This is a genomic window from Pedobacter psychroterrae, assembly GCF_004331695.1.
Lineage (GTDB): Bacteria > Bacteroidota > Bacteroidia > Sphingobacteriales > Sphingobacteriaceae > Pedobacter > Pedobacter psychroterrae.
The window spans coordinates 47,793-74,238 of record NZ_SJSL01000008.1; the positions used below are offsets into that span (position 1 = coordinate 47,793).

Annotated in this window: 26 protein-coding genes; 13 read left to right on the plus strand and 13 right to left on the minus strand. The window is 42.3% G+C overall.

The annotated features are described in order from the left end of the window. Window positions 1–2: 2 nt before the first annotated feature. A complete protein-coding gene (locus EZ437_RS19320) occupies window positions 3–1,643 on the minus strand; it encodes an ABC transporter substrate-binding protein (RefSeq protein WP_131597718.1) in 1,641 nt (546 codons plus the stop codon). A 44-nt stretch (window positions 1,644–1,687) separates the two neighbouring features. Between EZ437_RS19320 and EZ437_RS19325 the strand changes: the two genes are divergently transcribed. Further along, window positions 1,688–2,146 carry a hypothetical protein gene (locus EZ437_RS19325; RefSeq protein ID WP_131597719.1) on the plus strand — a complete coding sequence of 153 codons (459 nt, stop codon included), beginning with the start codon at window positions 1,688–1,690 and terminating at the stop codon, window positions 2,144–2,146. On the opposite strand, the gene EZ437_RS19330 is transcribed toward EZ437_RS19325, so the two are convergent. Next, window positions 2,133–2,654 (minus strand): NADPH-dependent FMN reductase, encoded by a 522-nt coding sequence (locus tag EZ437_RS19330; RefSeq protein WP_131597720.1) that lies wholly within the window; start codon window positions 2,652–2,654, stop codon window positions 2,133–2,135. The genes EZ437_RS19325 and EZ437_RS19330 overlap by 14 nt on opposite strands. 180 nt (window positions 2,655–2,834) lie before the next feature. On the opposite strand from EZ437_RS19330, the gene EZ437_RS19335 reads away from it, so the two are divergent. From EZ437_RS19335 to lepB, 5 genes are read left to right on the plus strand one after another with little or no spacing between them, the layout of a single operon-like run. Then, window positions 2,835–3,638 carry a ParA family protein gene (locus EZ437_RS19335; RefSeq protein WP_131597721.1) on the plus strand — a complete coding sequence of 268 codons (804 nt, stop codon included), beginning with the start codon at window positions 2,835–2,837 and terminating at the stop codon, window positions 3,636–3,638. Window positions 3,639–3,648: 10 nt separating this feature from the next. Next, window positions 3,649–4,581 carry a ParB/RepB/Spo0J family partition protein gene (locus tag EZ437_RS19340; protein ID WP_131597722.1) on the plus strand — a complete coding sequence of 311 codons (933 nt, stop codon included), beginning with the start codon at window positions 3,649–3,651 and terminating at the stop codon, window positions 4,579–4,581. Continuing rightward, window positions 4,581–5,228 carry a DUF5683 domain-containing protein gene (locus EZ437_RS19345; protein ID WP_131597723.1) on the plus strand — a complete coding sequence of 216 codons (648 nt, stop codon included), beginning with the start codon at window positions 4,581–4,583 and terminating at the stop codon, window positions 5,226–5,228. The genes EZ437_RS19340 and EZ437_RS19345 overlap by 1 nt, the downstream gene beginning before the upstream one ends. 22 nt (window positions 5,229–5,250) lie before the next feature. Beyond that, window positions 5,251–5,991: a 4-hydroxy-tetrahydrodipicolinate reductase gene (gene dapB / locus EZ437_RS19350; RefSeq protein WP_131597724.1), complete on the plus strand. Its 741-nt coding sequence runs from the start codon at window positions 5,251–5,253 to the stop codon at window positions 5,989–5,991. 9 nt (window positions 5,992–6,000) lie between these two features. Next, window positions 6,001–7,197, plus strand: coding sequence for a signal peptidase I (lepB, locus tag EZ437_RS19355; protein WP_131597725.1), 1,197 nt, complete (start codon window positions 6,001–6,003; stop codon window positions 7,195–7,197). A 2-nt stretch (window positions 7,198–7,199) separates the two neighbouring features. On the opposite strand, the gene EZ437_RS19360 is transcribed toward lepB, so the two are convergent. From EZ437_RS19360 to EZ437_RS19395, 8 genes are all read right to left on the minus strand, one after another. Beyond that, window positions 7,200–8,285, minus strand: coding sequence for an Ldh family oxidoreductase (locus tag EZ437_RS19360; RefSeq protein ID WP_131597726.1), 1,086 nt, complete (start codon window positions 8,283–8,285; stop codon window positions 7,200–7,202). Between the two features lie 5 nt (window positions 8,286–8,290). Beyond that, window positions 8,291–9,877, minus strand: coding sequence for a bacillithiol biosynthesis cysteine-adding enzyme BshC (gene bshC, locus EZ437_RS19365; RefSeq protein ID WP_131597727.1), 1,587 nt, complete (start codon window positions 9,875–9,877; stop codon window positions 8,291–8,293). A gap of 46 nt (window positions 9,878–9,923) precedes the next feature. Further along, window positions 9,924–11,258 carry a 30S ribosomal protein S12 methylthiotransferase RimO gene (rimO, locus tag EZ437_RS19370; RefSeq protein ID WP_131597728.1) on the minus strand — a complete coding sequence of 445 codons (1,335 nt, stop codon included), beginning with the start codon at window positions 11,256–11,258 and terminating at the stop codon, window positions 9,924–9,926. Between the two features lie 5 nt (window positions 11,259–11,263). Then, window positions 11,264–12,229, minus strand: a complete 966-nt coding sequence (gene ftsY, locus EZ437_RS19375) for a signal recognition particle-docking protein FtsY (protein WP_131597729.1) — start codon at window positions 12,227–12,229, stop codon at window positions 11,264–11,266. 72 nt (window positions 12,230–12,301) lie between these two features. Next, window positions 12,302–12,460 carry a DUF4295 domain-containing protein gene (locus EZ437_RS19380; RefSeq protein ID WP_073229713.1) on the minus strand — a complete coding sequence of 53 codons (159 nt, stop codon included), beginning with the start codon at window positions 12,458–12,460 and terminating at the stop codon, window positions 12,302–12,304. A gap of 39 nt (window positions 12,461–12,499) precedes the next feature. Continuing rightward, a complete protein-coding gene (gene rpmG / locus EZ437_RS19385; protein WP_048903767.1) occupies window positions 12,500–12,682 on the minus strand; it encodes a 50S ribosomal protein L33 in 183 nt (60 codons plus the stop codon). A gap of 42 nt (window positions 12,683–12,724) precedes the next feature. Then, window positions 12,725–12,958, minus strand: coding sequence for a 50S ribosomal protein L28 (gene rpmB / locus EZ437_RS19390; protein WP_131597730.1), 234 nt, complete (start codon window positions 12,956–12,958; stop codon window positions 12,725–12,727). Between the two features lie 40 nt (window positions 12,959–12,998). Beyond that, entirely contained in the window at window positions 12,999–13,724 is a 726-nt protein-coding gene (locus EZ437_RS19395; RefSeq protein ID WP_131597731.1) for an HAD family hydrolase, read from the minus strand. A gap of 61 nt (window positions 13,725–13,785) precedes the next feature. Between EZ437_RS19395 and EZ437_RS19400 the strand changes: the two genes are divergently transcribed. Beyond that, window positions 13,786–14,727, plus strand: a complete 942-nt coding sequence (locus tag EZ437_RS19400; protein ID WP_131597732.1) for a YihY/virulence factor BrkB family protein — start codon at window positions 13,786–13,788, stop codon at window positions 14,725–14,727. 197 nt (window positions 14,728–14,924) lie between these two features. Next, on the plus strand, window positions 14,925–16,445 hold the full coding sequence (locus tag EZ437_RS19405; protein WP_225869630.1) for a GxGYxYP domain-containing protein: 1,521 nt from the start codon (window positions 14,925–14,927) through the stop codon (window positions 16,443–16,445). A 206-nt stretch (window positions 16,446–16,651) separates the two neighbouring features. On the opposite strand, the gene EZ437_RS19410 is transcribed toward EZ437_RS19405, so the two are convergent. Next, window positions 16,652–17,224: a dihydrofolate reductase family protein gene (locus EZ437_RS19410; RefSeq protein WP_131597734.1), complete on the minus strand. Its 573-nt coding sequence runs from the start codon at window positions 17,222–17,224 to the stop codon at window positions 16,652–16,654. Between the two features lie 152 nt (window positions 17,225–17,376). On the opposite strand from EZ437_RS19410, the gene acs reads away from it, so the two are divergent. Continuing rightward, window positions 17,377–19,269 carry an acetate--CoA ligase gene (acs, locus tag EZ437_RS19415; RefSeq protein ID WP_131597735.1) on the plus strand — a complete coding sequence of 631 codons (1,893 nt, stop codon included), beginning with the start codon at window positions 17,377–17,379 and terminating at the stop codon, window positions 19,267–19,269. A 66-nt stretch (window positions 19,270–19,335) separates the two neighbouring features. Next, window positions 19,336–19,521, plus strand: coding sequence for a CsbD family protein (locus EZ437_RS19420; RefSeq protein WP_131597736.1), 186 nt, complete (start codon window positions 19,336–19,338; stop codon window positions 19,519–19,521). Between the two features lie 51 nt (window positions 19,522–19,572). On the opposite strand, the gene EZ437_RS19425 is transcribed toward EZ437_RS19420, so the two are convergent. Beyond that, on the minus strand, window positions 19,573–21,990 hold the full coding sequence (locus EZ437_RS19425; RefSeq protein ID WP_131597737.1) for a hypothetical protein: 2,418 nt from the start codon (window positions 21,988–21,990) through the stop codon (window positions 19,573–19,575). A 66-nt stretch (window positions 21,991–22,056) separates the two neighbouring features. Beyond that, entirely contained in the window at window positions 22,057–22,902 is an 846-nt protein-coding gene (locus EZ437_RS19430; RefSeq protein WP_131597738.1) for a transglutaminase-like domain-containing protein, read from the minus strand. Window positions 22,903–23,049: 147 nt separating this feature from the next. On the opposite strand from EZ437_RS19430, the gene EZ437_RS19435 reads away from it, so the two are divergent. The 3 genes from EZ437_RS19435 to EZ437_RS19445 are packed head-to-tail and all read left to right on the plus strand — an operon-like array spanning window position 23,050 to window position 26,445. Further along, on the plus strand, window positions 23,050–24,498 hold the full coding sequence (locus EZ437_RS19435; protein ID WP_131597739.1) for a circularly permuted type 2 ATP-grasp protein: 1,449 nt from the start codon (window positions 23,050–23,052) through the stop codon (window positions 24,496–24,498). 22 nt (window positions 24,499–24,520) lie between these two features. Further along, window positions 24,521–25,450, plus strand: a complete 930-nt coding sequence (locus EZ437_RS19440) for an alpha-E domain-containing protein (protein ID WP_131597740.1) — start codon at window positions 24,521–24,523, stop codon at window positions 25,448–25,450. 20 nt (window positions 25,451–25,470) lie between these two features. Then, the gene (locus EZ437_RS19445; RefSeq protein WP_131597741.1) at window positions 25,471–26,445 is read left to right on the plus strand and encodes a transglutaminase family protein; all 975 of its coding nucleotides are present in this window, start codon (window positions 25,471–25,473) and stop codon (window positions 26,443–26,445) included. Window position 26,446 lies beyond the last annotated feature (1 nt).

Genomic DNA, 26,446 nt, shown 5'->3' on the forward strand with positions numbered 1-26,446 from the left:
GATTATTCCTTCTTCACGGTTTTTAAGATCATCAGGCTCTGAGGATTTATCGCATAACCGCTAATGTTGTTTTGCGTCATGGTGACAGACTGGTCATAGAATATGGGAATCATGTTTCCGTATTCCATGACCATTCTGTCCATTTGCTGGTACATTTCGTAGCGTTTTTTTGGATTGCTAATGTAAAAGCTCTGTTCGAATAACCTGTCAAATTCGTCGTTGTAGTAAGCGGTATAGTTGGGTCCTGTAGGGACTTTATTTTTGGAATAAAATACGGCCAGGTAATTCTCCCCATCAGGATAATCGGCGATCCATGAGCCACGGAAGAAGTTGACCTCATTCTTGGACATCAGGTCTCTCAGACTGGCACTGTGGCTTACATCTACCTTTACCCGGATGCCAAGGTCTCCAAGTTCACCTTGCACAAATTCTATCAGGTCTTTGTACGTAGTGGAGGTGCTCAATGTCAGCACAGGCAATCCCCTGCCATTGGGGAAGCCAGCTTCGGCCAGTAAAGCTGCGGCTTTGTGGGGATTGTAATGATAGCCTTTTACAGCGGTGCTGTCAAAACCAGGCATACCCTGGGGGATGAAGCCTGAAGTAGCAGGGATGCCAACCCCATTGCGGAGGTACTTGATGAGTTTTGGTTTATCTATGGCATAATTGATGGCCTGGCGTACTTTTTTATGCCTTAAAGGAGAGTTTTTAGTGATTGCGGCATTGGTGTCTACCATGATGCCTATATATTCCGTGCAGAGATAAGGGCGTTTTCTGAGATTGAATTTGCCTTTATATTTTGCAGTCATATTCCCGCTTTTGGTCAGGATATCGTCGCGGTAACTGCCATCAACCTTATCAAAGAAGTCCAGTTCTTTTTTAATGAAATTCATAAAGGCACTTTGCTTGTCGCTGATGAAGGTCACTTTTACTGCATCCAGGTAGGGGAGCTGCTGATCGCCTGCTTTTTCCCAGTAGTGTTCGTTTTTTAGGAGCACGAGGATTTCGTCTTCTTTCCAGTATTTGAATTTGAAGGGTCCTGTGCCAATCGGGTGACTGCGAAAGTCTTTGCCATAGTGAGCTACCACTTCCCGGGGTACGACAGAACAATATTGCGTAGTAAGCATATTCATAAACGCAGGAATGGGCTTGATGAGGCTGATCTGAAAAGTAGTGTCGTTTATGGCCTTAAAACTGGTGCTGTCCTTTACTTTATCGCTAAATATCCATCCCCCTGATGAGGCGATCTTTGGGTCTATGAGGCGGTAAAAGCTGTAGACAAAATCTGCTGCGGTGACTTTCCGTCCTTTGCCCTTTTCAGTGTGCTTAAAAAGCGTGTCAGCATGAAAATAGACGTCATTGCGCAGGATAAAAGTATAGATGAGGCCATCAGGCGAGGTAGTCCATGTTTTGGCGATACAGGGAAGCGTATTGAGATTGCTGTCTATCTGCACCAACCCGTTAAAGATCTGGTTGGTCATCCACATGGCATTCTGGTTGCGCGAAAATGCCGGATCAAGAGAAGTCAGGTTCTGGTCCAGGTTCATATTGAATACTTTTTTGCCATTGTAAGAAGAACTGCCACCGCAGGAGAAGAGGGCGAGGCCGAAAAGGGCGCAAAAAATATAGATTATACTACGGTGCATCAGATTAGAATACTAATTTTGCACAAAGTAATAAATAAATCGATATGTCTTTTTTAAATGCTGTTATAAATAAAGTTGAGGATGGAGCGCTAAGGGAACGGCTTCAGGAGCGGGTAGATTTAGTTCAGCATAAGATAAAGTTTATGGACAAGGTAGCAGTGGCCTGCCTTGATACCGGCAATGTGCTGGTAAAAGATCTGGAGGGACTGATTAATGATGCAGGTGGAGTACTCCAGGATGATGCAGCTACAGCCAGGGTAGTGATTTATTATGAAAATGGCAGCAGTATGCTGCAGCTGATGGGCCTGGTACCAGCTTTGCTGGATGCAGCATGGCCTTCTGTTGAATACAGCAGGGTATACCTTTGGGATGACCAGGCTGCGGTAGCAGGTAATGCAGCAATAGCGGTAGACGCGCTGGAAGATCTTGCCGAGATGCTCTATCCCGGTTATTTTGTTTTCGGTAATGAGGGCAAAACCTGGATCAGTTTTAAAACGAAATAAATTTGTCCATCTGCTCGTGGCAGAACTTCAGTGTATCTTCTTTGTACAGATCCCCGGTTTCATTTAGTTCGGTCTTAATGCTGGCAATGTGGATCCTTAAGGGCAATACATGCAGGTGTAGGTAGCTGCATACCCCGCCAAAATGGTCCACTCCGCGAATGTTTCCATACTTGCCGGAAGATACACCCACTAAAGCCGCTTTCTTGTCATAAAAGCTATCGGGAAAGTTGCAGGCATCGATAAAGGTTTTTAAGACGCCCGGAAAGCTGCCATTGTATTCGGGGATGATGAAAAGAAACTTTGTGGTTTTATTGACCAGCTCCTGGATGACTGCAAATTCCGGACTTCTCTGTCCATACAGATCGGAAGCAATCAGGTTATCCGGCAGATCTTCCAGGCTAAAGACGGTAGATTCTAATCCTTTTAACATCAATGTTTTCTGGTAATATTTGGCAACTTTAATGGTATTACTGGAAGGTCTGTTTGTGCCCGAAATGATGGTTATCATGAATGAATTGTTAATAAGATGTGTAAAACACTTATGGCTTTAATACTGATTTTGCTATTTAGTTCGTATCTTAGCTACTCTTAAAATATGCCTGAATCATTGCAAAAATAGCATTTTTTATAGATTACCCCAGGTAAAAAACAAGCCTCAGGAGGATAATAGTAATTATTAATAAGATAAATGAGTAAAATTATCGCATTGGCAAATCAGAAAGGTGGGGTTGGTAAGACCACTTCATCCATCAATCTGGCCGCAAGTTTAGCCGTATTAGAATATAGAACATTATTGGTTGATGCTGACCCTCAGGCTAACTCTACATCTGGTATTGGTTTTGATCCGAGAAGCATAAAGAACAGTATTTACGAGTGTATCATTAATGATATTGAGCCTTCCGAAGCGATACAGAAGACAGAAACCCCTAACCTGGACCTGTTGCCTGCCCATATTGACCTGGTTGGTGCCGAGATAGAGATGATCAACCTGAACAACAGGGAGTATAAAATGAAGGCGGTTCTTGAAAAGATTAAGGACCAGTATGATTTTATCATCGTCGATTGTTCGCCTTCTCTCGGCCTGATCACCATCAATGCTTTGACTGCTGCTGATTCGGTGATCATTCCGGTTCAATGTGAGTATTTTGCACTGGAAGGATTGGGTAAATTGCTAAACACAATTAAAATAGTACAAAACCGTTTAAATCCTGAACTGGAGATCGAAGGTATTTTGCTGACCATGTATGATGTGCGTTTACGTTTGTCCAACCAGGTGGTAGAAGAAGTGAAAACACATTTTCAGGAACTTGTTTTTGATACGATCATTCAGCGCAATACCAGGTTAAGCGAAGCTCCCAGCTATGGTGTGTCTGTAATTATGCATGATGCGAACTGCAAAGGGGCGATCAATTATCTGAACCTGGCGCGTGAGATTGTAAAAAAGAATGGGTTGGTTAAGGAAGTACAGGACATAACTACAGCAATTATATAAATTATTTTTCATGACATCTTTTCAGCGAAAAACAGGTTTAGGTAGAGGATTAAGTGCGCTTTTGGATGACACAGATAATGTGAACCCGCCAAAGAACGGGATCAGCAACATAACTGAAACCAGAACAGAGGCAAATGTTACTGCTGGTCCCGCAAATAATAATATTGGCCACATCAACATCAGTGAGGTAGAAACAAACCCCTATCAGCCGCGTACTGAATTTGATCAGATGGCTTTGAACGAGCTTGCAGATTCTATAAAGATACAGGGGCTGATCCAGCCTATTACTGTAAGGAAGCAGCCTGGTGGCAAGTATCAGCTGATATCAGGGGAGCGGAGGCTAAGGGCTTCTAAACTTGCGGGGCTGACGCAGATTCCCGCTTATGTGCGTACTGCCAATGATCAGCAGATGCTGGAAATGGCGCTTATTGAAAACATACAGCGTGAGAACCTGAATGCCATAGAGATTGCACTGAGTTTTCAGCAAATGCTGGATGAATGTAACCTGAAGCAGGAACAACTAGGGGAAAGGGTAGGTAAGAACCGGACTACGGTGACCAATTACCTGCGCCTGCTGAAACTGCCTCCGGCAATTCAGGTCTCCATCAGGGACCAGAAGATTTCGATGGGTCATGCCCGTGCATTAATTAGTGTAGAGCAGGCCGACAAACAGCTTTTCATTCATAATGAAATTATAGAAAAGGGTCTTTCTGTTAGAAAGGTAGAAGAGCTGGTAAGAAACATCAATACTGTGGAGGTAAAGCCCAAAGCTAAACAGCCGGCGGGAACCAGGTTTGAACATCAGAAATTGCAGCGTGACCTTGCTGCCAAGTTTGCCACCAGGGTAAAACTGAAGGTAGGCGAAAATGGCAAGGGCGCGATAGAGATACCCTTTGTTTCGGAGGATGATCTGAACAGGATTTTAGAACTTTTAGATTGGTAATGTATAGGATATTGCTGTTATCGGTCCTGATTTTTGTTTCTGCGCTAACAGTAACTGCGCAGGAGCTGATAGAAAGTAAAAAAGATACTGCTGTAGTTCAGCCTCAGGGACTTGATAGCATCAGGCCTGCCCAAAGGCTTGACAATGTTAAACCTAAATACATCAATCAGGGTAAGATTGCCGGAAGAAAGGCTATTTTTAGCTCATTGATGGTACCTGGTCTGGGTCAGCTCAGAAATGGGATCACCGTTTACAGGCTGGCAAAGGTGGGTGCGATCTACGTAGGTGGTACCATGCTTACACTTTCTTACATCGACAACAATAAAAACTACCATTTTTTTCTGAAAGAGTTAATTTATGTAAGGGAGCATGAGGGCAAACATCCTGATGGCAGCCTCTATGTCAACGTAGATGAGCAGGGTCTGATCTCTGCTAAAGACCTTTTTAGAAGAAACCGGGAGGTGGTTATTTTCTCATTGGTAGGGTTATATCTGCTCAATGCCGTGGAGGCTTATGTAGATGCACGTCTTAAATATTTTAATGTTGACGATGTTAGTATCAAATTCTCTCCCGACCTCATAAATACAAACACCATGTACGGCTTTAATAAGATGACCCCGGGCATTAAATTAACTTTGACATTCTAAAAATATAATAATACAGACTAAAATGAAGATAGCGTTACTTGGTTATGGTAAAATGGGCCAGATCATTGAGCATTTTGCTTTAGAAAGAGGCCATGAGATCGTATTGAAGATCAATATAGATAATCAGGAAGACCTGACTGTTGCTAATCTGCGAAAAGCAGATGTAGCGATAGATTTTAGTACCCCTGACGCGGCAATAGATAATATATATGCTTGTTTTGATGCGAATTTACCCGTTGTGGTAGGGACCACTGGCTGGTACGGACAATTGCAGGAAGTTAAAAATGACTGCCTTGAACGTAACAATGCTTTGCTTTATGGGTCAAACTTTAGTATAGGTGTTAATCTCTTCTTTCATGTAAACAAGGTATTGGCACAGGTTATGAATAATTTTCCGGCATATGAGGTTCAGGTAGAAGAAATACATCATACACAAAAACTGGATTCACCTAGTGGGACTGCGATGACACTAGCTGAGGGCATTATTGATAATCTGGACAGGAAATCGGAATGGGTGAATGAACTGGTGGGAACCCCTTTTGAGGATGTAATAAAGAAGGAGCAATTACTGATAGAGTCGCACAGGATTGAAAATATTCCGGGCACACATACGGTGGTTTACAGCAGTGAGGTAGATGAGATTGAGTTTAAGCATACTGCACATAGCCGCTCAGGATTTGCTTTGGGTGCAGTAGTTGCAGCAGAATGGCTGGAGAAGCGGCAGGGCTTTTATAATATAACTGATATATTTGATTTTAAATAACATATAAATATGAACTGGAAATTCTGGGAAAAGGATAAAAGTGCTGAGCCAAGAAAGAAAAAGACCAAAACGCGTGAATGGGTAGATGCTATCCTGTTTGCGGTAATAGCGGCAACAATTATCAGGGTATTTTTTATCGAAGCGTATACTATCCCAACCGGATCAATGGAAAGATCGTTGCTAATCGGCGATTTTTTATTCGTGAGTAAGGTAAATTACGGCCCGAGGATACCTATGACGCCAGTGGCATTCCCTTTTGCCCATCATACCATGCCGATAACCGGCACTAAAGCTTATTGGGATGGTGTGCAGTGGAAATATAGAAGATTACCCGGGCTTTCCGATATCAAGAGAAATGATGTAGTCGTGTTCAACTATCCACAGGGCGATACTGTGGCACTGGAAATGCAAGATCAGGATTATTACAGGATGGTCAGAAACATGGGCTGGAATACGGTAAACAGCCAGTACACCATTGTAACCCGTCCGGTAGATAAAAGAGAGAACTACATCAAAAGATGTATCGGTATTGGCGGCGATGTGATCAGCATGAAAAATGGCCTGGTCTCTGTAAACGGTAAACCAGAAAAACTAAAGAATACCGGACAGATTAAATATGAGGTAGCCTTTAAGACCCCTGATGTGAATTTCGCCATTTTTAAGGATATGGGTTTCAACATCGATGAAGATATTTCCCGTCAGGATGAACTTAGCTGCGTGTTTAATGGCACGGAAGAAATGATGAACAAGGTAAAAGGCCTTGATTTTGTAGCTTCGGTGAAAGAGCAGACACAGCCGGAAGGGCAGCGAGAGTCTGATGTATTTCCTTTTGATGAAAAAAGAAACTGGAATGCGGACAACTTTGGCCCGATTACCATTCCTAAAACGGGATGGACAGTTACCCTGGACAGTGCTTCCATGCCGCTTTATGAAAGGTGCATCAGAATTTACGAAGGCAATAAGCTGGAGAAATCAGGGGATGGCTGGCTGATCAATGGTAAGCCCGCTACAACGTATACCTTCAAAATGGATTACTACTGGATGATGGGCGATAACAGACATAATTCATTGGATTCCAGATACTGGGGCTTTGTTCCGGATGACCACATTGTGGGTAAGGCATTGTTTATCTGGATGAGTTACGATACCAATGGTTCGTTTTTCAGTAAGATCAGGTGGAGCAGGTTACTTAATGGAATCCATTAGTTTTAAGACAACTGGGCGATAGCTAGTTTCCTGGCCAGCTCATTCAAATCATTTACAACGGCATCTATTAAAGGGATGCCGTTTTTTTTGCGCTCAGCTTCGTAGTTATATTCAGGCTCTCCGGGAATGATCACCTGTTTGCCGGGGTCAATGGTTTTGGCACTTTTAAAGCGGGCTATCCAATTATCCAGATGATCTTTAAAATCTTGTGCCGGGCGAAACCCGTCTATCCGCATGGCACCGAAAAAGTGCCCGATGCCCTCGCCTACAGGATCATTAGGGGGTTCCAGAAAAGATACAAAAGGAGGCACCCAGGGACCATAATTGGCGCCGGACAGTACGGCAGATAAAATATCTACTGTAGCACTCAACCCATAGCCTTTGTGACTGCCATGGTCTTTATCACTACCCAATGGCAACAGTGACCCTCCCTCTTTCAGCTGATGGGGGTTGGTAGATGCATTGCCGGAAGCATCCTGCGCCCATCCTTCAGGGATAGGTAAGTTTGCCCGCTGTGCTATTTCGAGTTTGCCGTTTGCTGCTGCTGCGGTAGCCATGTCTACTACCACAGGAGGGTATTTTCCTGCCGGAAAAGCATAACACATCGGGTTGGTGCCCAATAGCCGCTCACTGGAGTAGGTAGGGGCTACCAGGGGACTGGCATTGGTCATGCTGATGCCGACCATATCCTCTGCTACCGCCATCAATGCATGGTATCCGGCTATTCCGAAGTGGTTAGAATTTTTAACGGCCACCCAGCCACTTCCGTAGGTACGGGCTTTCTCTATTGCAATCTTCATGGCAAAAGGAGCTACAACCAGCCCTAAACCTCTATCGCCGTCCACAGTTGCCGTAGTTGCGGTTTCATGCACGATCTTTATATCTGGAGTAGCATTGATGCGTTCTTTTTTCCAGAGGCGTACATAGCCGCTTAAACGGGCTACACCATGGGAGTCGATGCCTCTTAAATCAGATCTTAATAAAACATCAGCCGCAAGCTGCGCATCAGCAGGAGGGCATCCCATTTTAAGAAACACATTTTCAGTAAAATGACGTAGGTTATGCTCGGTAAAAGTGTAAAAATTCATGTTGATCAGGCAAATAGGATGGTGAACTGATGATCGAGCGGTTTGAAATACGCTACTAAAGAGTCAATAAATTCATCTCCATACAAGACATAGAATGGCGCTATATTTAACACGCGTTCCTGCAACACCCCATTCGGAAATAGTTTATCCTTTAGATTTTCTATTTGTGCCAGTGAGGTTTCATGCTTACGCTTCTCAGCCCTTAGCATTTTCTTCTCGAAATTGGAAATTAGCTTAAGCGCTTTAGTTTTGGCTGAATCGGAAGATTGTGAGAGTGTCTTATCTATTTTATAAGCATTGAGCTTTATCTGATCGAAGATGGCCTGTATGCCCCTTACCTCGTCGTCTAGCGTCAGTTTGATAGATACATGTTCTTTGATCCACTCATTTTTAAGTGTTTCTATGTCATTAAAAATGTTTTTGTGATTGATGCCTAGTATGTGCATCCGGGTTTCACTTCTGCTGTCAATTACCAGTGCCGAGTTGCGCAGCAGCAGTACAGGGAAAGCTACCTGATAATGGTCGAAATTTGCTTTTAGCTGCAGCCAGTAGGTAAGTTCCGCTCCGCCGCCAATATAGGCCAGGTTGGGTAAAATCACTTCCTGGTATAACGGCCGCATCACTACATTCGGACTAAAGCGCTCAGGATACTGATCAATCTCGGCTTTTAACTGCGCAGCGGTAAAGCTGGTTTCAGTATTTACTACTTTGTATTCCCCTGTTTCATAGATGATTCTTTCCCTCAAGCCATCAATCATGTAAAAAAAATTGATCTCCCTGGGGTTAACCTGTGGTTTGTGCCCCAGTTCTTCCAGTTTTACATTACTTTCGTTGATCAGCTTAAAGCTATTCTGTTCCGTGATGTCCCGGTGTATAATTTCCTTAAACTGGTTTTTCAGTTTGGGGTTGTCGGCATCTACACAGACCAGTCCATATTCACCAAACAGTGCATCTACCAGTTCGCGTGTGGCATCACTCAGTTTAGTGTTGTCGGTATATGCAGCCTCCACCAGTCGTGACAACATCAGGCCTTTTTTGCCGATGCCCAGGTAGCCTTTATAGGCGGTCAGTGTTTCTACAATGTCTTTGATGTCCAGTCTCCCGGTTGCACCTGCCGCCTGTTTATTCCAGGTCAGCACTTTGTCTTCCACCTTCAGGTGGTTAATCTCTTCAAAATCGTGGTCTTCAGTCGCCATCCAGTACACCGGTACAAAGTTATAATCCGGAAATTCCTGCTTTAATGTCCTGGCCAGGTTAATGGCCGTTACAATCTTATAGATGAAATACAGCGGACCGGTAAAAATATTGAGTTGGTGGCCGGTGGTAATGGTAAAAGTGCGGTTATCTCCCAGGCGTTTGATATACTCAGTAACCATAGGCGTTGTCTTCACAGCAGCGTATTGCTGCTTCAAGGTGTCCACCAATACGGACCTGTCGCCATTAAAACGGCGATTTTCTATGGCCTCAGCGAAGCCCTTCAGATCCACGGAATAGTTATAAAAAGACTTAAGTTCGTCTTTTCCGCTGATGTAATCCAGTACTACCGCCGAGAAGGCGTTCGTGTCCTGATAAGAGATGTATTTAGCATGCATTGCCACGAATTTAAGTTAATAAACCATAATTCCTGATTTGAAGCTTTTATTTTACAATTCGTCCATACAGGTCGAAGTCTTCCGCACGGTCGATGGCTACATTTACAAAACTGCCATTGGCAGCATAACCGGTAGCAGCATCTATCAGTACCTCATTGTCCACCTCCGGAGAGTCATATTGCGTACGTCCGATAAAGAAATCACCTTCTTTTCTGTCTACCAGGACCTTAAAGGTTTTACCCACTTTTTCCTGGTTGATGTCAAATGAAATACCTTGCTGCAGTTCCATAATTGCATCTACGCGCGCTTGTTTTACTTCATCAGGCACATCGTCTACTAAGATGTGTGCATGGGTTTTCTCTTCGTGCGAATAAGTAAAGCAACCCAGTCTGTCAAAACGGGTTTCCTCCACCCAGTTCATCATCTCTTCAAAATCCTGCTCAGTTTCACCAGGGTATCCACAGATTAAAGTGGTACGCATTGCGATGCCGGGTACTTTGTCCCTGATCTGGTTGACGATATCGATAGTTTTCTGCTTGGTGATGCCACGGCGCATGGACTTAAGCATATTGTCTGTAATGTGTTGCAAAGGCATATCCAGGTACTTGCAGATATTTTCCCTTTCATTCATTGCATCGAGAATTTCCATAGGGAAGCCCGAAGGATAAGCATACTGCAGCCTGATCCATTCTATGCCGGGTATGTCAGAAAGCCTGCGCAATAACTCGTGGAGGTTACGTTTACCATAAATATCCAAGCCATAATAGGTAAGGTCCTGCGCTATTAATATTAGTTCCTTAGTGCCATTAGCGGCCAGTATTTTTGCTTCGTTTACCAGTTCGGCCATATCGCGCGACACATGTTTTCCACGCATCAGCGGAATCGCGCAAAAGGAACAGGGGCGGTTACAACCTTCCGCGATCTTGAAATAAGCATAATGTGAAGGGGTAGTCAGCAGGCGCTCTCCAATTAACTCGTGCTTATAGTTCGCACCCAATGAATGGAGCAGGTTGTTCAGATCGTTGGTGCCAAAGTAAGCATCAACGTTAGTTATTTCAGCTTCCAGTTCCGGTTTATACCGTTCAGACAAGCATCCGGTCACGATTACCTTTCCAATTTTTCCAGCTTCTTTAAGTTCACTGTATTGCAATATGGTATCGATAGATTCCTGTTTGGCATTGTCAATGAAACCGCAGGTATTGATGACAACTATGTCGTCTTTTCCCATTGTATTGGCTTCATGAACCACATTCATACTGTTGCCGCGCAACTGGCCCATTAAGACTTCTGAGTCATAGGTGTTCTTGGAACAGCCCAGGGTGATGACGTTAATTTTGGGTTTTTTAACAGGTATAATAGTGGATTTTATTTTTGTATTCATGTGTTTTATTTAAACAAGCTATCAACGAAAGCTTTTTTATCAAATAATTGCAGGTCGTTCATGCTTTCGCCTACGCCTATGTACTTTAATGGGATTTTGAACTGGTCAGAAATCCCGATCACTACACCACCTTTGGCGGTACCGTCCAGTTTGGTTATGGCCAATGCATTTACGTCAGTCGCTTCAGTAAACTGCTTACATTGTTCAAATGCATTTTGACCTGTAGAGCCATCCAGTACCAATAGTATTTCATGCGGTGCTCCAGGCACGACCCTGTTCATGACGTTTTTAATCTTGCCCAGTTCATTCATGAGGCCTACTTTATTGTGCAGACGTCCGGCGGTATCAATAATAACGACATCTTCTCCATTAGCCACAGCAGACTGAAGTGTGTCAAAAGCCACAGATGCGGGATCAGATCCCATGGCTTGTGCCACTACACGTACGTCTACGCGCTGGCCCCAAAGCTGGATCTGCTCTACAGCCGCTGCCCTGAAGGTATCAGCTGCACCCAAAACTACTTTAAGGCCTTCTGCTTTTAGCTTATGGGCCAGTTTGCCAATGGTAGTGGTCTTCCCTACGCCATTTACACCTACCACCATAATTACATACGGTTTATGCTCAGTGCCATATTCGAAGCTGCTGAAATCATTACTGTTGTTTTCTGCAAGCAGCAATTGTATTTCATCGCGCAACAAGCCGTTCAGTTCAGATGTAGAAAGATATTTGTCCTTTGCTACACGATTTTGTATACGGTCTATGATCTTCAATGTAGTGGTTACACCAACGTCAGAGGTTACCAGGACTTCTTCCAGGTTATCCAGTACTTCGTCATCCACGGTAGATTTTCCGGCTACCGCCTTGGTGATCTTACTAAAAAACCCTTCTTTAGTTTTCTCTAATCCTTTGTCCAGCGCTTCCTGCGATTCCGGTGCAGTTTCCTTTTTCTTGAAAAAATCGAATAAACCCATAAGAATGTATAACAAAACAAAAAAAGCCCTCCCACAATAAAGGGACGGCTTTAATATTATTTAATATTAAAATTATTTTTTGGATGCAGAAATAGCATCTTGAACGTGATCGTTATGAACAATAACTTCTTTGAAAGAATAAGCACCTTTAGGTGATTTAGTCATTGTAATAACTTTCGAATATTCTTTTCCTTTACCCGTTTTCAGGGTTGCAACTACCTTTTTTGCCATGATCTAAATAGATTGTATTTAGTTAAATACTAAATGTTATTACTTAATTTCTTTGTGTACAGTTACTTTTCTCAATACAGGGTTGAATTTTTTCAATTCCAAACGCTCAGTAGTGTTCTTACGGTTTTTAGTAGTGATATATCTAGACGCACCAGGCATGCCGCTTGCTCTATGTTCTGTACACTCTAGAATAACTTGTACTCTGTTACCTTTTTTTGCCATTTTCTTAATATTACGGTTGATTCACATCAACCAATGTTTTTTCTATAAATATCCTTTTTTCATGAAACGGTTGATCGCTTCAGAGATACCAATTTTGTTAATGGTTTTGATAGCTGAAGTAGATACTTTCAGTGTTATCCAACGATCCTCTTCAGGAATATAAAATTTCTGAAGTTGTAAGTTGGGATAAAACTTACGCTTAGTTTTAACGTTTGAGTGAGAAACATTAAAACCTGTCATCGCCATTTTTCCGGTTAAATCACAAACTCTTGACATGCCTTGTTATATATTGTTAATAGTTCTTCGCTTAATTTTTTTAAGAGTGTGCAAATATCAATATAATATTTGTAATCATCAAGCCGACAGGGAAAATATTTTCAATATAATCAAATAGCTGTAAGATTGCCTGATAGGACAGTGCTGTATAATCATCTATGTAGAGATCACAGGGCGGTAATTCTTCTTTGGTATGAGAACTGAGTACCCCCACCACTTTCATTCCTGCATTCAGTGCTGCAGTGACACCCGAGAAGGAATCTTCAAAGACAACGCAGTCCCTTGGCATCACACCAAGATTTTTGGCTGAGGTCAGGTATACTTCGGGATCAGGCTTATGTTTTTTAACATCTTCGCTTGCCATAATAGACCCCATAGTTTCGCGTATTGGTACTTTACTCAGTATCAGTTCCAGATTTGCATAAGGGGCTGATGTGGCTACGCCAAGCCTTACATTATTCTCGTTCAAATTAGCTATAAACTCCACAATGCCTTTTATTGGTGATACATGCGGCTCATATATTTTTCTGAAAAGGCCTTCTTTCTCCTCCTCAAGTTGTAAAAATTCTTCACCTTCTACAGGTCTTTTCAGAAAATGTGTCAGTATATATTTGTTGCTTTTCCCAAACATGTGTTCGGCAAACTCGTCATCTGTCGGGGCCAGGTTGCGTGTGGAAAAGAATTCACGGAATGCCATTGAATGGTATGGATTGGTGTGGCAGATTACGCCGTCCATGTCAAAAATGACTGCTATATCTCTATTCATCCGGCAAAATTAAGAAAACCAATCCGGCAGTATCTCTGTTGTGTGTAAAAAATGGCCGTTTATGAAAAAAGAAAAAGTTACTTTCAAAGGAGCATGGGAAATATTAAAGACATCATTCATGGGCTTTAGTGACCATAAAGTCACCAAGCTTAGTGGCTCACTGGCATATTATACGGTCTTTTCAATGGCGCCATTATTGGTGGTGATTATTTCATTGTGTGGCATCTTTTTAGGGCAGGAGGCTGCCCAGGGACAAGTTTACAATCAGTTGGCCGGCTTCCTCGGAAAAGAAACAGCATTGTCGCTGCAGGAGATGATCCAGAAAGCAGCAATCGGCGACAAGGGCACTGTTGCTTTTATCATTGGTGCGGTTACATTGTTGGTCGGTGCTACCACCGTTTTTGCCGATATTCAGGATTCTATTAACATGATCTGGGGTTTAAAGCCAAAGCCAAAAAGAGGTTGGTTAAAGATGTTACAAAACAGGTTCCTTTCTTTTTCAGTGATCATAAGTCTGGGGTTTTTACTACTTGTCTCCCTGGGGGTGACTTCTGTTTTAGACGGATTTAGTGAGCGTCTGCAAGCGAGGTTCAATGATGTTTCCGTTGTGGTGTTCTATATCCTAAACCAAGTTGTTACGCTCGCTGTGATTTCAACGATATTTGGTGTGATCTTTAAAGTTCTGCCTGATGCGATCATAAAATGGCGTGACGTGGCGCTCGGTTCTATGGTGACAGCCGTATTATTCATGCTCGGTAAGTTTGGTATTTCATTTTACATCGGCAGCAGTGACGTTGGGAGTACTTATGGTGCGGCGGGCTCGTTGATTGTTGTTTTGCTCTGGACCTATTATTCGTCCATCATTTTATATTTTGGTGCTGAGTTTACTAAAGCGTATGCCGTTAAATATGGTTCTGAGATACATCCTTCACATTATGCGGTCACAACGAAGGAAGTAGAAATCGAAACGGAAGGTAATTCAATCCAGGATAACGAGAAATAGCCATTAAATAGTATGCCGGATGTAGCAGCAAAGATAACAAAACCCCTGCCCACACACTTTTACTCACGCTTTGTTTATCGTTGGCATAAAATTTCGCTATCTTTATATCTATAAATACACCCATGATAAAATGGATTAGATTGGTTAAAATTAAAGCTGTATGCTGTCTTTTGTTCCAAGTGCTTGTTGTGCCATCCATGGCGCAGATCAAATGGCCGGCTGGTCAGTTGCTGCCATCGTTTCCGGCCACTGCGCCGGTTCTGGATCTAATCAAACTCCGTCAAAACTCTCCTGACGCTGCAGCAGAAATGTATCTGTTCGCTTCGCTAAAGGGTCTGGTAAACAGGACAAAGCCACGCATTTTCTCCTATGAGGGTAATGCTTCAGGTGAAGGACCGTATACCTGGCTGCAGTCCCTTGATTTGAAGTGGTCTGAACCTGCAGACAAATGGGATTTGATCACTAAATACAGGAAAGAAGTTTCAGGTTTGATCGTTTATGATACCGCTCAAATCCATACGGTAAATCTGGCCACGGTACTTGCAAAAAGCAAAGGAGCACTGATTGCCTCGCCCTTATTGCTGTCTAAATTAACTGCTCCTCCGTATAATTTACCGGTCTTAGTCGATCTTCGGGGAAAATTTGTCAGCAAGCTGGAAGTTTATCAGTTACTATATGATACTTATTGGCCACAGGTTGATCACCGTTTGTTAATTGGTCTAAACCCCAATGCGCACAAAGCAGCCCTTCGTGAATATGCGGTAGCCCTGGGTGCAGCGGTGGTATGGCTTGATCCTAAAGTAAGCGGGGAAAGTGAACTGTTGGACAAATTTTTATCTTCCATGTCGCCCGGTGCAAGCTTTATGGGCTGGTGGCCAGAGGAAGCGCCAGGGATCACAAGAGCTTCAAAGTATGGCATTGCAACCATCGCCAGCGATTGGTGTTTTAACTTAACGGTATTTAGCGGTACCTCAAGGATCATCCATATAAAGCCCATCCCCCCTAAACCGGTACTGCGAAATAAGATATATGTTGCCTTTATATTGAGTGACGGAGACAATTTACAGTTCACAGAACACCTGATGCGTAAACTTTGGAATAATCCGGACCGGGGTAAAGTTCCAATGGGATGGACCGTATCACCTGCTATGCTGGATGCAATGCCTGGCGTGCTCAACTATTATTCTCAAACGTCAACCACCAATGATAACCTGATCTCGGGACCTTCCGGTTATGGTTATACTTATCCAAATACCTGGTCTGATGAAAATCTGCTAAAAAAGTTCATCTCTAAAACTGAGGATTATAATAACCGTGCCGGGTTACGGGTGATCACGATCTGGAACACGGTCACTGGCGGTATTGACCCTAATGTCGGGAAGATTTATGCCGGTCAGGCAAAATCCCTGCTTGGTGTAACTGCCCAGAACACAGGTGGCGGGCTTACTATCTACAACAACAGCTTACCGGGAATGGCACTTGCCTGTAACTACTGTACAAATGAACAGGCAATGAAAGATCATATCACCAGAGCTGCCGCCGGTTGGGGCAGCACCTCGCCACGGTTTGTGATCATACAGGCGCAGCCTTGGCAGGGTGTATCGCCAACAAGTTTTAAGAATGTGGCTAATTCACTAAATGAAGATTATGTCGTCGTTCGCCCTGACCATCTTTTTCAGCTTATCCGCGAAGAAAAAGGCCTTGTAATTAATCCCTGATAATATAATAGACAGGGACACTGATACCCTGAGTGAGTTAAAAAGTTATCTTCTCTCTTCGTGCTCAGCAAATGCTCTTATGAAACGGGTATTATTGGTGTGCCTGCTGTTTGCAGGGACTGGTGGAGTTAAGGTATCTGAAAGAAACAGGCCTGCCCATTTCCTTTGGCCTGTCGGTTGGGATTGTGCCGAACTATCGTTGTCTATTAATTTCGATTTTTTTCGTAGTGAAGTGCAATCACTCCGCATGAAAAGGTTTTGGATTCTATGAGTTTTAGCTGAGTGGTTTCAACCACATTTTTGAATAGGGGTATTCCTTGTCCAAGTAAAACTGGATTTACAAATAACCAAAACTCATCAATTAAACCCTGACCCAGTAAGGAATGGGATGCCCTTGGACTTCCAAAGATTAAAATATTCTTCCCGTCCTGGTTTTTTATTTCATTGATGTTGTCTGCGAGCTGGCCGCTAATGATTGTGGTGTTGTCAAGTCCTTTTTCGTTCATTGTCTTTGATAAAACAATTTTGGAAACTTTGCTGTACCAGGCCGAATGTTCTTTATCGTGTTTTGATGCATTTGGTTGTTCAGCGGCAGTTGGCCAATAGCTCTGCATCATTTCATAAGTTACCCGTCCGTAAAGAGCTGTGTCAGCTTTGTCCGTCATAGTGCCAACAAAGTCAAATAACTCATCGTCAAATTTTATCCAGTTCATTTCTCCATTAAGCCCAGCTACAAAACCGTCAAGCGAAGTGTGCATAAAAAAAATTAAATTTCTCATTTTACTAAGTTACGGTGTTAAAATAAGAGACCAGCGGTGTATCTGCGACATTTTAACGGTCAATTTGCGACTTGTGGGATAAGATAAAAAAAATAAAAAGTTTTATTAACTTTTTAATAAACTTATATTTACGGTCTTACAATAAACCAAATATGCAAATTAAATCATTTGAAGAATATCAGAAGACCTATCAGTATAGTGTAGATTATCCGGAACAGTTTTGGGAAGGGATTGCCAATAATTTTCAGTGGCGGAAGAAATGGAATAAAGTATTGTCATGGAATTTTTCTGAGCCGAATATCAAGTGGTTTGAGGGCGCTAAGCTAAATATTACCGAAAACTGCTTAGACCGTCACCTGGCAGAGAACGGGGATAAGCCGGCCATTATCTGGGAGCCAAATGACCCGCAAAAAGAAAGCGTTACTTTAAGCTATAAAATACTGCACGAACAGGTTTGTCGTTTCGGGAATGTGCTAAAAAAGAACGGTGTGAAGAAAGGTGACAGAGTCTGCATCTATATGCCGATGGTGCCCGAACTGGCGGTAGCAGTTTTGGCATGCGCACGTATCGGAGCTGTTCACTCTGTAGTGTTTGGTGGATTTTCTGCCAAGTCAATAGCCGACCGGATCAATGACGCGGCCTGCAAGATTGTGATTACTGCTGATGGTGCTTTTAGAGGAAGCAAGCAGATCCAGTTGAAAGAAGTAATTGATGATGCGCTTATCGGATGCCCAACGGTAGAAAAGGTGGTCGTTTTAACTCATACCCGTACACCTGTATCTATGCTAAAAGGCAGGGATCTTTGGTGGGAAGACGAGATAAAACAGGTAGATACCAATTGTCCTGCCGAAGAAATGGATGCTGAAGATCTGCTGTTCATTCTGTATACTTCCGGTTCTACCGGCAAGCCTAAAGGAGTAGTGCATACCATCGGGGGTTATATGGTGTATGCGGGTTATACTTTTTCCAATGTATTTAACTATCAGCCTGACGAGGTATTCTTCTGTACTGCGGATATCGGCTGGATTACCGGTCATTCTTACATTGTGTATGGCCCGCTTTCGCAGGGTGCTACCACGTTAATGTTTGAGGGTATCCCTACATATCCTGATGCCTCGAGAATGTGGCGGGTAGTAGAAAAGCATAAAGTAAATATTCTATATACAGCCCCAACAGCTATACGCTCGCTGATGAGCTTTGGGCTGGAGCCTCTTGAAGGCGTAGATCTTAGTTCGCTAAGGGTGCTGGGATCGGTAGGTGAGCCCATCAATGAAGAGGCATGGCATTGGTTTAATGAAAATGTTGGTAAAAGTAAAGCGCCTATTGTAGACACCTGGTGGCAAACAGAAACCGGCGGCATCATGATTTCGCCCATTGCTTTTGTCACGCCAACCAAACCTAGCTTTGCTACTTTGCCATTGCCTGGTATACAGCCGATCCTGGTAGATGAGCAGGGACATGAAATTGATGGCAATGGTGTGAACGGTAACTTGTGTATCAAATTTCCATGGCCGGGTATGCTCCGCACTACTTACGGTGATCATGAGCGCTGTAAGCTGACCTATTTCTCTACTTATAAAGATTTGTATTTCACTGGAGATGGCTGCTTGAGGGATGAGGACGGCTACTATAGAATAACGGGTAGGGTAGATGATGTGATTAATGTATCAGGCCACAGAATAGGTACTGCTGAGGTGGAAAATGCAATAAACATGCATGCAGGTGTGGTAGAAAGTGCCGTAGTAGGCTTTCCTCATGAAGTAAAAGGACAGGGGATTTATGCTTTTGTGATCAACCCGAATGTGCACAATGATGAGGACCTGACCAGAAAAGACATTCTTCAAACCGTAACCAGGGTGATCGGGGCAATTGCAAAGCCTGATAAAATATTGTTTGTTTCAGGATTGCCTAAAACAAGATCCGGTAAGATTATGCGCCGTATTCTGCGGAAAATAGCAGAAGGTGATACGGCAAATCTTGGAGATATTTCAACCTTGTTAGATCCTTCTGTTGTTGAAGAAATCATAGAAAGATCTAAACAATAAAACATTTTGTAGCCTTCTCCTGTTCTTTAATTTACATAACCGATTGTAAACATAAAATTAAAGATCATGGATAAGTTAGAGTTAAAAGGAAAATGGAACGAGATCAAGGGTAAAGTTAAGCAGGCATATGGCGACCTGACCGATGATGACTTGAAATACGAAGAAGGAAAAGACGATGAATTGTATGGAAGACTGCAACAAAAAACTGGCAAAACCAGGGATGAAGTGGTTGACTGGATAAAGTCACTATAAGATCATCAAGTTTATATAACAGGAAACCCTGACTAATCATCAGGGTTTTTTTTATGGCTTAGGGTTGCTTTGAACTTCAATAAAGTGCTCATGGTAGGCTACATCATCATTTACCATTCCTTGTACCACAATCCTGAATTTGCCTGTTATATCACCTGTGTAAAATATAAACTCTTTTTCTGCTGGATCAAACAGATCTCCGTGGTTCCAATATAAGGTAGATACGAATGCAGGCTCCAGAGGTTCGGTATAATCATCAATATAGAATTCTTTTTTCGTGTAGATCCCCGGCAATGGGACAATGAAAAGGTCCCTGTCTTCAGACTTACAGTCGCGGTATACGATGGTTCCACCTTCTGATCCATTTCTATAAGTCCTGCCTGCAACCGGATGTCGGTTTCCATAGTCTGAAATATGGTTCCTGCAATTTAATACATTATAACTGCAAACATAGTCGCCGCATGCATTTACGCCTCTTTTATAATGTACGTTGGAGCCTGCAGTGATTTTTACTTCGCTAAGCCTGTTGATCTTTTCATTGGGTTTTAACGACAATTCGTTGTTGTTTTGCACTGTTGAAGGAACTGAAGTACGGTCCGCATGGATTAGTTTCAGGTAAGTTTTGTTGAGCTGTCTGTACGGGTCGTCTACTTTTACAGAGTAGAGGTCCTGGTTTTTCCCCAATGCAATCACCTGAATCTTAGTATCCGCAGGGATTACCAATTCTTCGTTCTTAAATACGGTTTGTCCGGCACTGTCCGTTTTTATCACGCCTACAGTTGTGCCAATCATAATGCCCAGGTCTATCGGAACTTTGAGGGGCTTGTTGTATTGTGCAACTTTGATCTTCAACGCTAGCGGGTCATATGTTTTTATGGTGTCTGTTGATTCTGCCTTCAGAATGTTTTGCCAGGTATATCTGCTCCAGCCCCTTACGAGCAACATGTTTTCAACAAAATCCTTGTCGCTGAACCCATTGCCAGCTGGGGCCATCGGCAGCGTAGTTAATTGTTGTCTTAGGTTAATGTAGCTTTCTATGTCATTGCTAAGTTTGCCTGGAAAACGGTTATTCTGAACACAGGCGATGGAAAGAAAGCCTATGGTGTCCGGTTCTATTAGCTTCACTTTCAATACAACTTTTTCCCTCTGGTTATAAATAGATTTGTCTGTAGTAATAATAATCTTTTGCTGCGGATCGTACCTGGCGAAAAACATTCGCTCAGATAAGGGTCTGCCGATACTGTCTGATACCGTAATTGTTTTTAGGCCTTTAGGGATCTCGCTAAGAGGCACCTTAAAGATTTTGTGTGCCGCACTTAAAGTCATTTCTGAAATAAAGAAGGTCTCATTAAAATCATGTATTCTTACATACACCTTTTGAGCGGTTTTATTTATTATTCTGACCTTTAATGTATCTTTGACGGCTGCATCAGCAAAGTATAAATTTACGCCCTCCGCTATTGCAGGGGGTAGGCGGTAGGTAGTATCCGTAAATCCTGAATGAAGCAATTTAATTTGATATATGCTGTTGATTTCAGGTGTCAGCATAAACTTACCAATCCCATAGCTATTGGTTTCTATGGTGTCAAGTAGTTTTTTGTCTTTAAACAGTAAGGCTTTTGCAGATACCATATTCAACTGTTGGTCTTTAACCTCCCATGCTACCCTGCCCGGTAGATTGTCGATCAGATTTCCTCCTTCCGGATAGAACCTCACAATTGCGTTTCTTCTGGTAACTGGTAATGTTAAGTTTATGAAGCTACTGTCCTTGCCATATTTTAATTTTGCATATACATTAGGATCAGAAATGCCCTCTTGTTCAGGTAACATCAGCACGAGCTCCCCCGACTTACTTGTCTTTTCTGTTTTAAATAAATTCCCGTATCGGTAACTTACATCAATGGGCTTGGGTAAAAACCGGAAGTCTCTTGTAGTTGCGGAGATCAGTACTTCATTTGGGGTTTTGCCATGATTCCCTGCTTTTAGCAGCTTAATACTTGCGCTAAATGCGGGCTCGATATTGGTCTTTATAACGATAGGCTGCGTAAACACAGCATCAGGAATGCCACTGCTGACCCGATTGGTGGAAACCTGAAAATGGTAATTGCCTGTTAGCATAGAATCAGGAAGTATCATGCTTCCAAAAGAGAGCGTATTGCTCATTACATATTTACCTTGTTTAATGATAGCACTGTCTATATCCCTGACGAGTGCTACAGATAATACCTGATGCTTAGAAAGGTTGTTGCTGTTGTCCTTAATTAAATATCCTGTGAACCAGACTGTTTCGTTATTTGTATAAATGGTTTTGTCGAAGTGTACAAACAGCGAAGCAGACGGATTTGCCAGATTGTAATACTGCATCTTTTCTGTAATCGCACTTTGAGTAAGCCGTTGTGCCTTTAATGCGGTTACTGACGCAAATGAAATTAGAAGATACCATAAAAGCGATAGGAGAACACTGCGCATACATTAAAGATAAAGTATAGCAGTCAATTTTCGTGCTATGTAACAAAATACATAGAAGCAGCCGAACTAAAAATTGTAACAATATCCCTCAGTGGTGGAATCATAATCAAGGTAGTCGAGCTTTGCACTCAGCAGGGTAGTGTTTATCTCCATGTTTCGAAATTGTAGGTTTCCGAATATGCTTGCCAAAGCGGTATCGGTTGCATCAACTCCTGTCGCTATTTTAATGAGTCCGTTAACAGGCACCAGCTTTGTTGCGTCTATGATGATCCAGTATCCGCCCAGATAGGCTTCAAAACAGGCATGGAAGTCCTGTGGGTTTAGCTGATAAGCGTAGCCGGTGAAATACCTGGCGGGTATTGTTAATGCCCTGCACAATGCAATTCCCAGGTGTGCAAAATCACGGCAAACGCCTGTCTGTTCCGTAATGGTGTCAAATGCTGAGGTTTGGGGAGTGGTGTATCCGCTGCTGTATTCTACATTGTTGTAGATCCATTCCCGGATAGCCATTACCTTTTGAAAAGCATGTTCAATTTTTCCAAACTTATTGTAAGCGAATTTATAGAGCTTGTCCGACTGGCAATATCTGCTTGGGTTAAGGTAAGATAAAGCGGAAGCGGTCATTCTGCTAATGGTTACGTCGTCGAGCTGTTGGGCTGGAATTACCTTTACCTGGTTTTCTATTACTGCTTTGTAAGCTAGTGAAATATAGCCCGGATTTGGTATATCTATGGTTTTAAATCTCTTCTCCCCGGCGATCGAATACAATTCATTCATTTTTAATTCGGGCTCTGAAGTAAATGCTTCCTGGATAATGTTCTGGTTCAAAGATTTAAAAGGCTGCACACTTAACAATAAGGTCGAGGGAACCAAAGCTTCGTAGTCTATTTTTGTGGATATTTCAAATCTCATAGTTATGTATTAGAATTTATGTATGATTTCGTATTTTTTAATAAAAGTGCGTACTTTTTTGGCTTAATTATTATTTATTTGAATTAAAATTCATTATTTGTTGTTGATTTTCATATATTCCGATTATTTAACAGTTCATTTTAGGTTATGATAAAAAATAAGTATTCAGAATCATATGTTTTGCCGGAAAATACTTGGGATGAGATGTTTGATCAGTCTAAGCAAGTCCGTGACGAGTATAAAAGAGTGATGGATTATCTGAATTTAGAGTCTACGGATGAGCTTAATAAAAAAGAAGAGCTTTCTAAAGTGCTTTTTATGAGTCAGGGTATTACGTTTACAGTTTATAACAGCGGGGAAGGAATAGAGAAAATATTTCCGTTTGACATTATCCCAAGGATCATCACCTCAGAGGAATGGGCGTTCATAGAGAAAGGGATCAAACAGCGTGTTATGGCATTAAATCTTTTTCTTAAGGATGTATATAGTGATCAGTTTATCATCAAAGATGGAATTGTTCCAATAGACATCATTTATTCCTGTCCCCATTTTCTTAGAGAAATGGTCAATGTAAAAGTTCCGCACGATATTTATATTCATATTGCGGGGATCGACCTCATCAGGGACAATGATGGTACCTATTATATACTGGAGGACAATGTTCGCACACCTTCAGGTGTAAGTTACATGCTCGAAAACAGGGAAATTACTAAACGATTATTTCCGGATCTTTTGCCTCAATGCAAGGTTAGGAGTGTAATAGAATATCCCAACGTATTGTACAACAATCTGCAGTCCCTCTCTCCAAGACAAATAGCTAATCCAACCATCGTGCTTTTAAGTCCTGGAAGCTTTAATTCTGCGTATTTTGAGCACACCACTCTGGCGCGCCTAATGGGTATCGAATTGGTAGAGGGACCTGATCTGATTGTTGATGACAATAAAGTATATATGAAAACTACTGCAGGTTTGCAGCAGGTGGACGTCATTTATCGAAGGGTAGATGATGAATATCTGGATCCGCTGGTATTTAATTCAAGCAGCTTACTTGGAGTAGCAGGTTTGATGAATGCATACAGAAACGGCAATGTTACCATTGTTAATGCTGTGGGCAATGGAGTGGCGGATGATAAAGCGATCTATGTTTACGTGCCAGATATGATAAAGTATTACCTGAATGAAGAGCCTTTGCTTAAAAACGTGCCTACCTACCAGCTTGGCAATAAAGATGAAAGAGCTTATGTGTTTGAAAATATATCAAAAATGGTGGTTAAGCAAACCAATGGCAGCGGGGGTTACGGAATGCTGATGGGCCATGCGGCTACCCCAGAAGAGATTGAATCCTATAAGACAGAGATCATGAAAGACCCCCGCGCTTTTATTGCTCAGCCAACCATTAGCCTATCTTCCGCACCATGTTATATGCAAGGTGTATTGCAGCCACGAAGGGTGGATTTTAGGCCGTTTGCCTTGTGTGGTCCTAATGGTATAGAAATTATACCGGGTGGATTGACAAGGGTGGCCTTAAAAGAAGGCTCACTTGTGGTAAATAGTTCACAGGGTGGTGGAAGTAAAGATACATGGGTACTTTCTTAATATTTTAAATGATAGAATCAATATGTTAAGCAGGGTTGCAGAAAGTTTATATTGGATAAGCCGTTACGTTGAAAGAACAGATGGCATGCTTCGCATGCTCAAAATAAATTATGCCGCTTCACAAGATTCACTTACAGAATTTTCATGGGCGCCGGTTATTAAAATCTTTTGCGGCCCGGATCCAGAGGGCCTTATTGAAGAATTCAACAGCCGCGTGATCTTGCAGTTTATGGTAACAGACAGGGACAACCCAAATTCCATTATCAATATCATCACGCAGGTTCGTGAAAATGCCAGAAGCGTACAAGACCACATTACAAAGGATGTATGGCAATGTCTTAACGAATATTACCATACGATCAAAGATTCCAAACTAAATGCCATGCTGAAGAAGGATGATCCCATTTCGGTGCTGGATATACTGATTAAACAAGGGATGCTTTTTTATGGAACCACTGAGATTACGATGGCGCGAAATGAAGGAAGCAGCTTTATGCGTATAGGTAAATATCTGGAGCGCAGTATTCAATCAGTAAATATATTGGATATCAAATTTGGTTCAGTAGACCATAACCCGGATTTGCTGACCAATACCAGCTATTGGAAGCATTTGCTGTTATCCATTGGTGGGTATGAGCTTTACCTTAAAACCTACCGTCAGGGTTTTGAAGCAGAAAACGTACTGGCCCAGGTCGTATTAAACAACGAGTTTCCAAGGTCTGTAATTTATTCGCTGAATCAGCTAATCAAGTATTTTGACAGACTAAAGAACGATGGGCATATCAATCCGGGAGACCTTTCTTTTTTAATAGGACGGCTGCAAAGTAAAGTAAAGTATGGTTCTATAAAGGGATTGAAGCAGGGCGATCTGCATCTTTATCTGACCGAAATTAAGAGTGAGCTCTATGGGATTGGTAATGCCTTTAATCAAACATGTTTCTCACTGAGTTAATATTATTTAACATATCACAGATGCCAAAGTTTAATATTAAACACATTACAAAATATACATACGAATCGTTGGTTAGGGACAGTGTTAACCACATTATCCTGTATCCAAAAGAGCACGAACACCAACAGGTGATGAAGCACGATTTACAGATTTCAGGCAATCCTAAAGTAGATACCTTTGTGGATTATTATGGCAATCAGATTGGTTTTTTTACTTATAGCGAACGTCACCGGCAACTGGAAATTTATTCAGAGCTCACTGTGGTTACCTCTGCCAGGGAGCTTCCGGCAGAAACTATGTTTAGTGAGTTTCAGTGGGAAGAGCTGCAAGCGCTACGGTATCACGTACCTTATATAGATTATTTAAAATGGGAAGCATTTGATGGTTTGCGGGAACTAAAAGAGGTGATCACTGCAAGTAAGGAATCGGAAGCTGCACCTTACCACGTGGCATTAAACTTTTGTACTTACGTTTACAAACACTTCAAATACATTCAGGGAGTCACTACGGCGCAGACCCAGTTAAATGAGATCTGGCAATTGAAAGCGGGGGTATGCCAGGATTTTGCGCACATCCTTTGTCAGATGTTAAGAATGGCAAATATTCCCGCTAAGTACGTAAGTGGCTATATCTGTCCAAATAAAAACGGTATGCGTGGTGAGGGTGCTACTCATGCATGGGTAGAGGCCTATATTCCATCGTTTGGATGGCTGGGCCTGGATCCTACCAATAATTGTATTGCAAATGAAACCTATGTAATTCTGGCTTATGGCAGAAGCTTTAACGATTGCTCTCCGGTAAAAGGCGTTTACAAAGGCCCTTCAGATCACAAACTAACTGTTCAGGTAATTGTGAGCTACGACGATGGAACAGTGGAACAGCATGAGCCCGTAGAAGAAATGCCGGTGACAGAACCTGAAGTGCCTGTTGTTTTTAAAGGCAACAGTTACCGCAGGAACCTGCAGCTAATGCAGCAGATCCAACAGCAACAGTAAT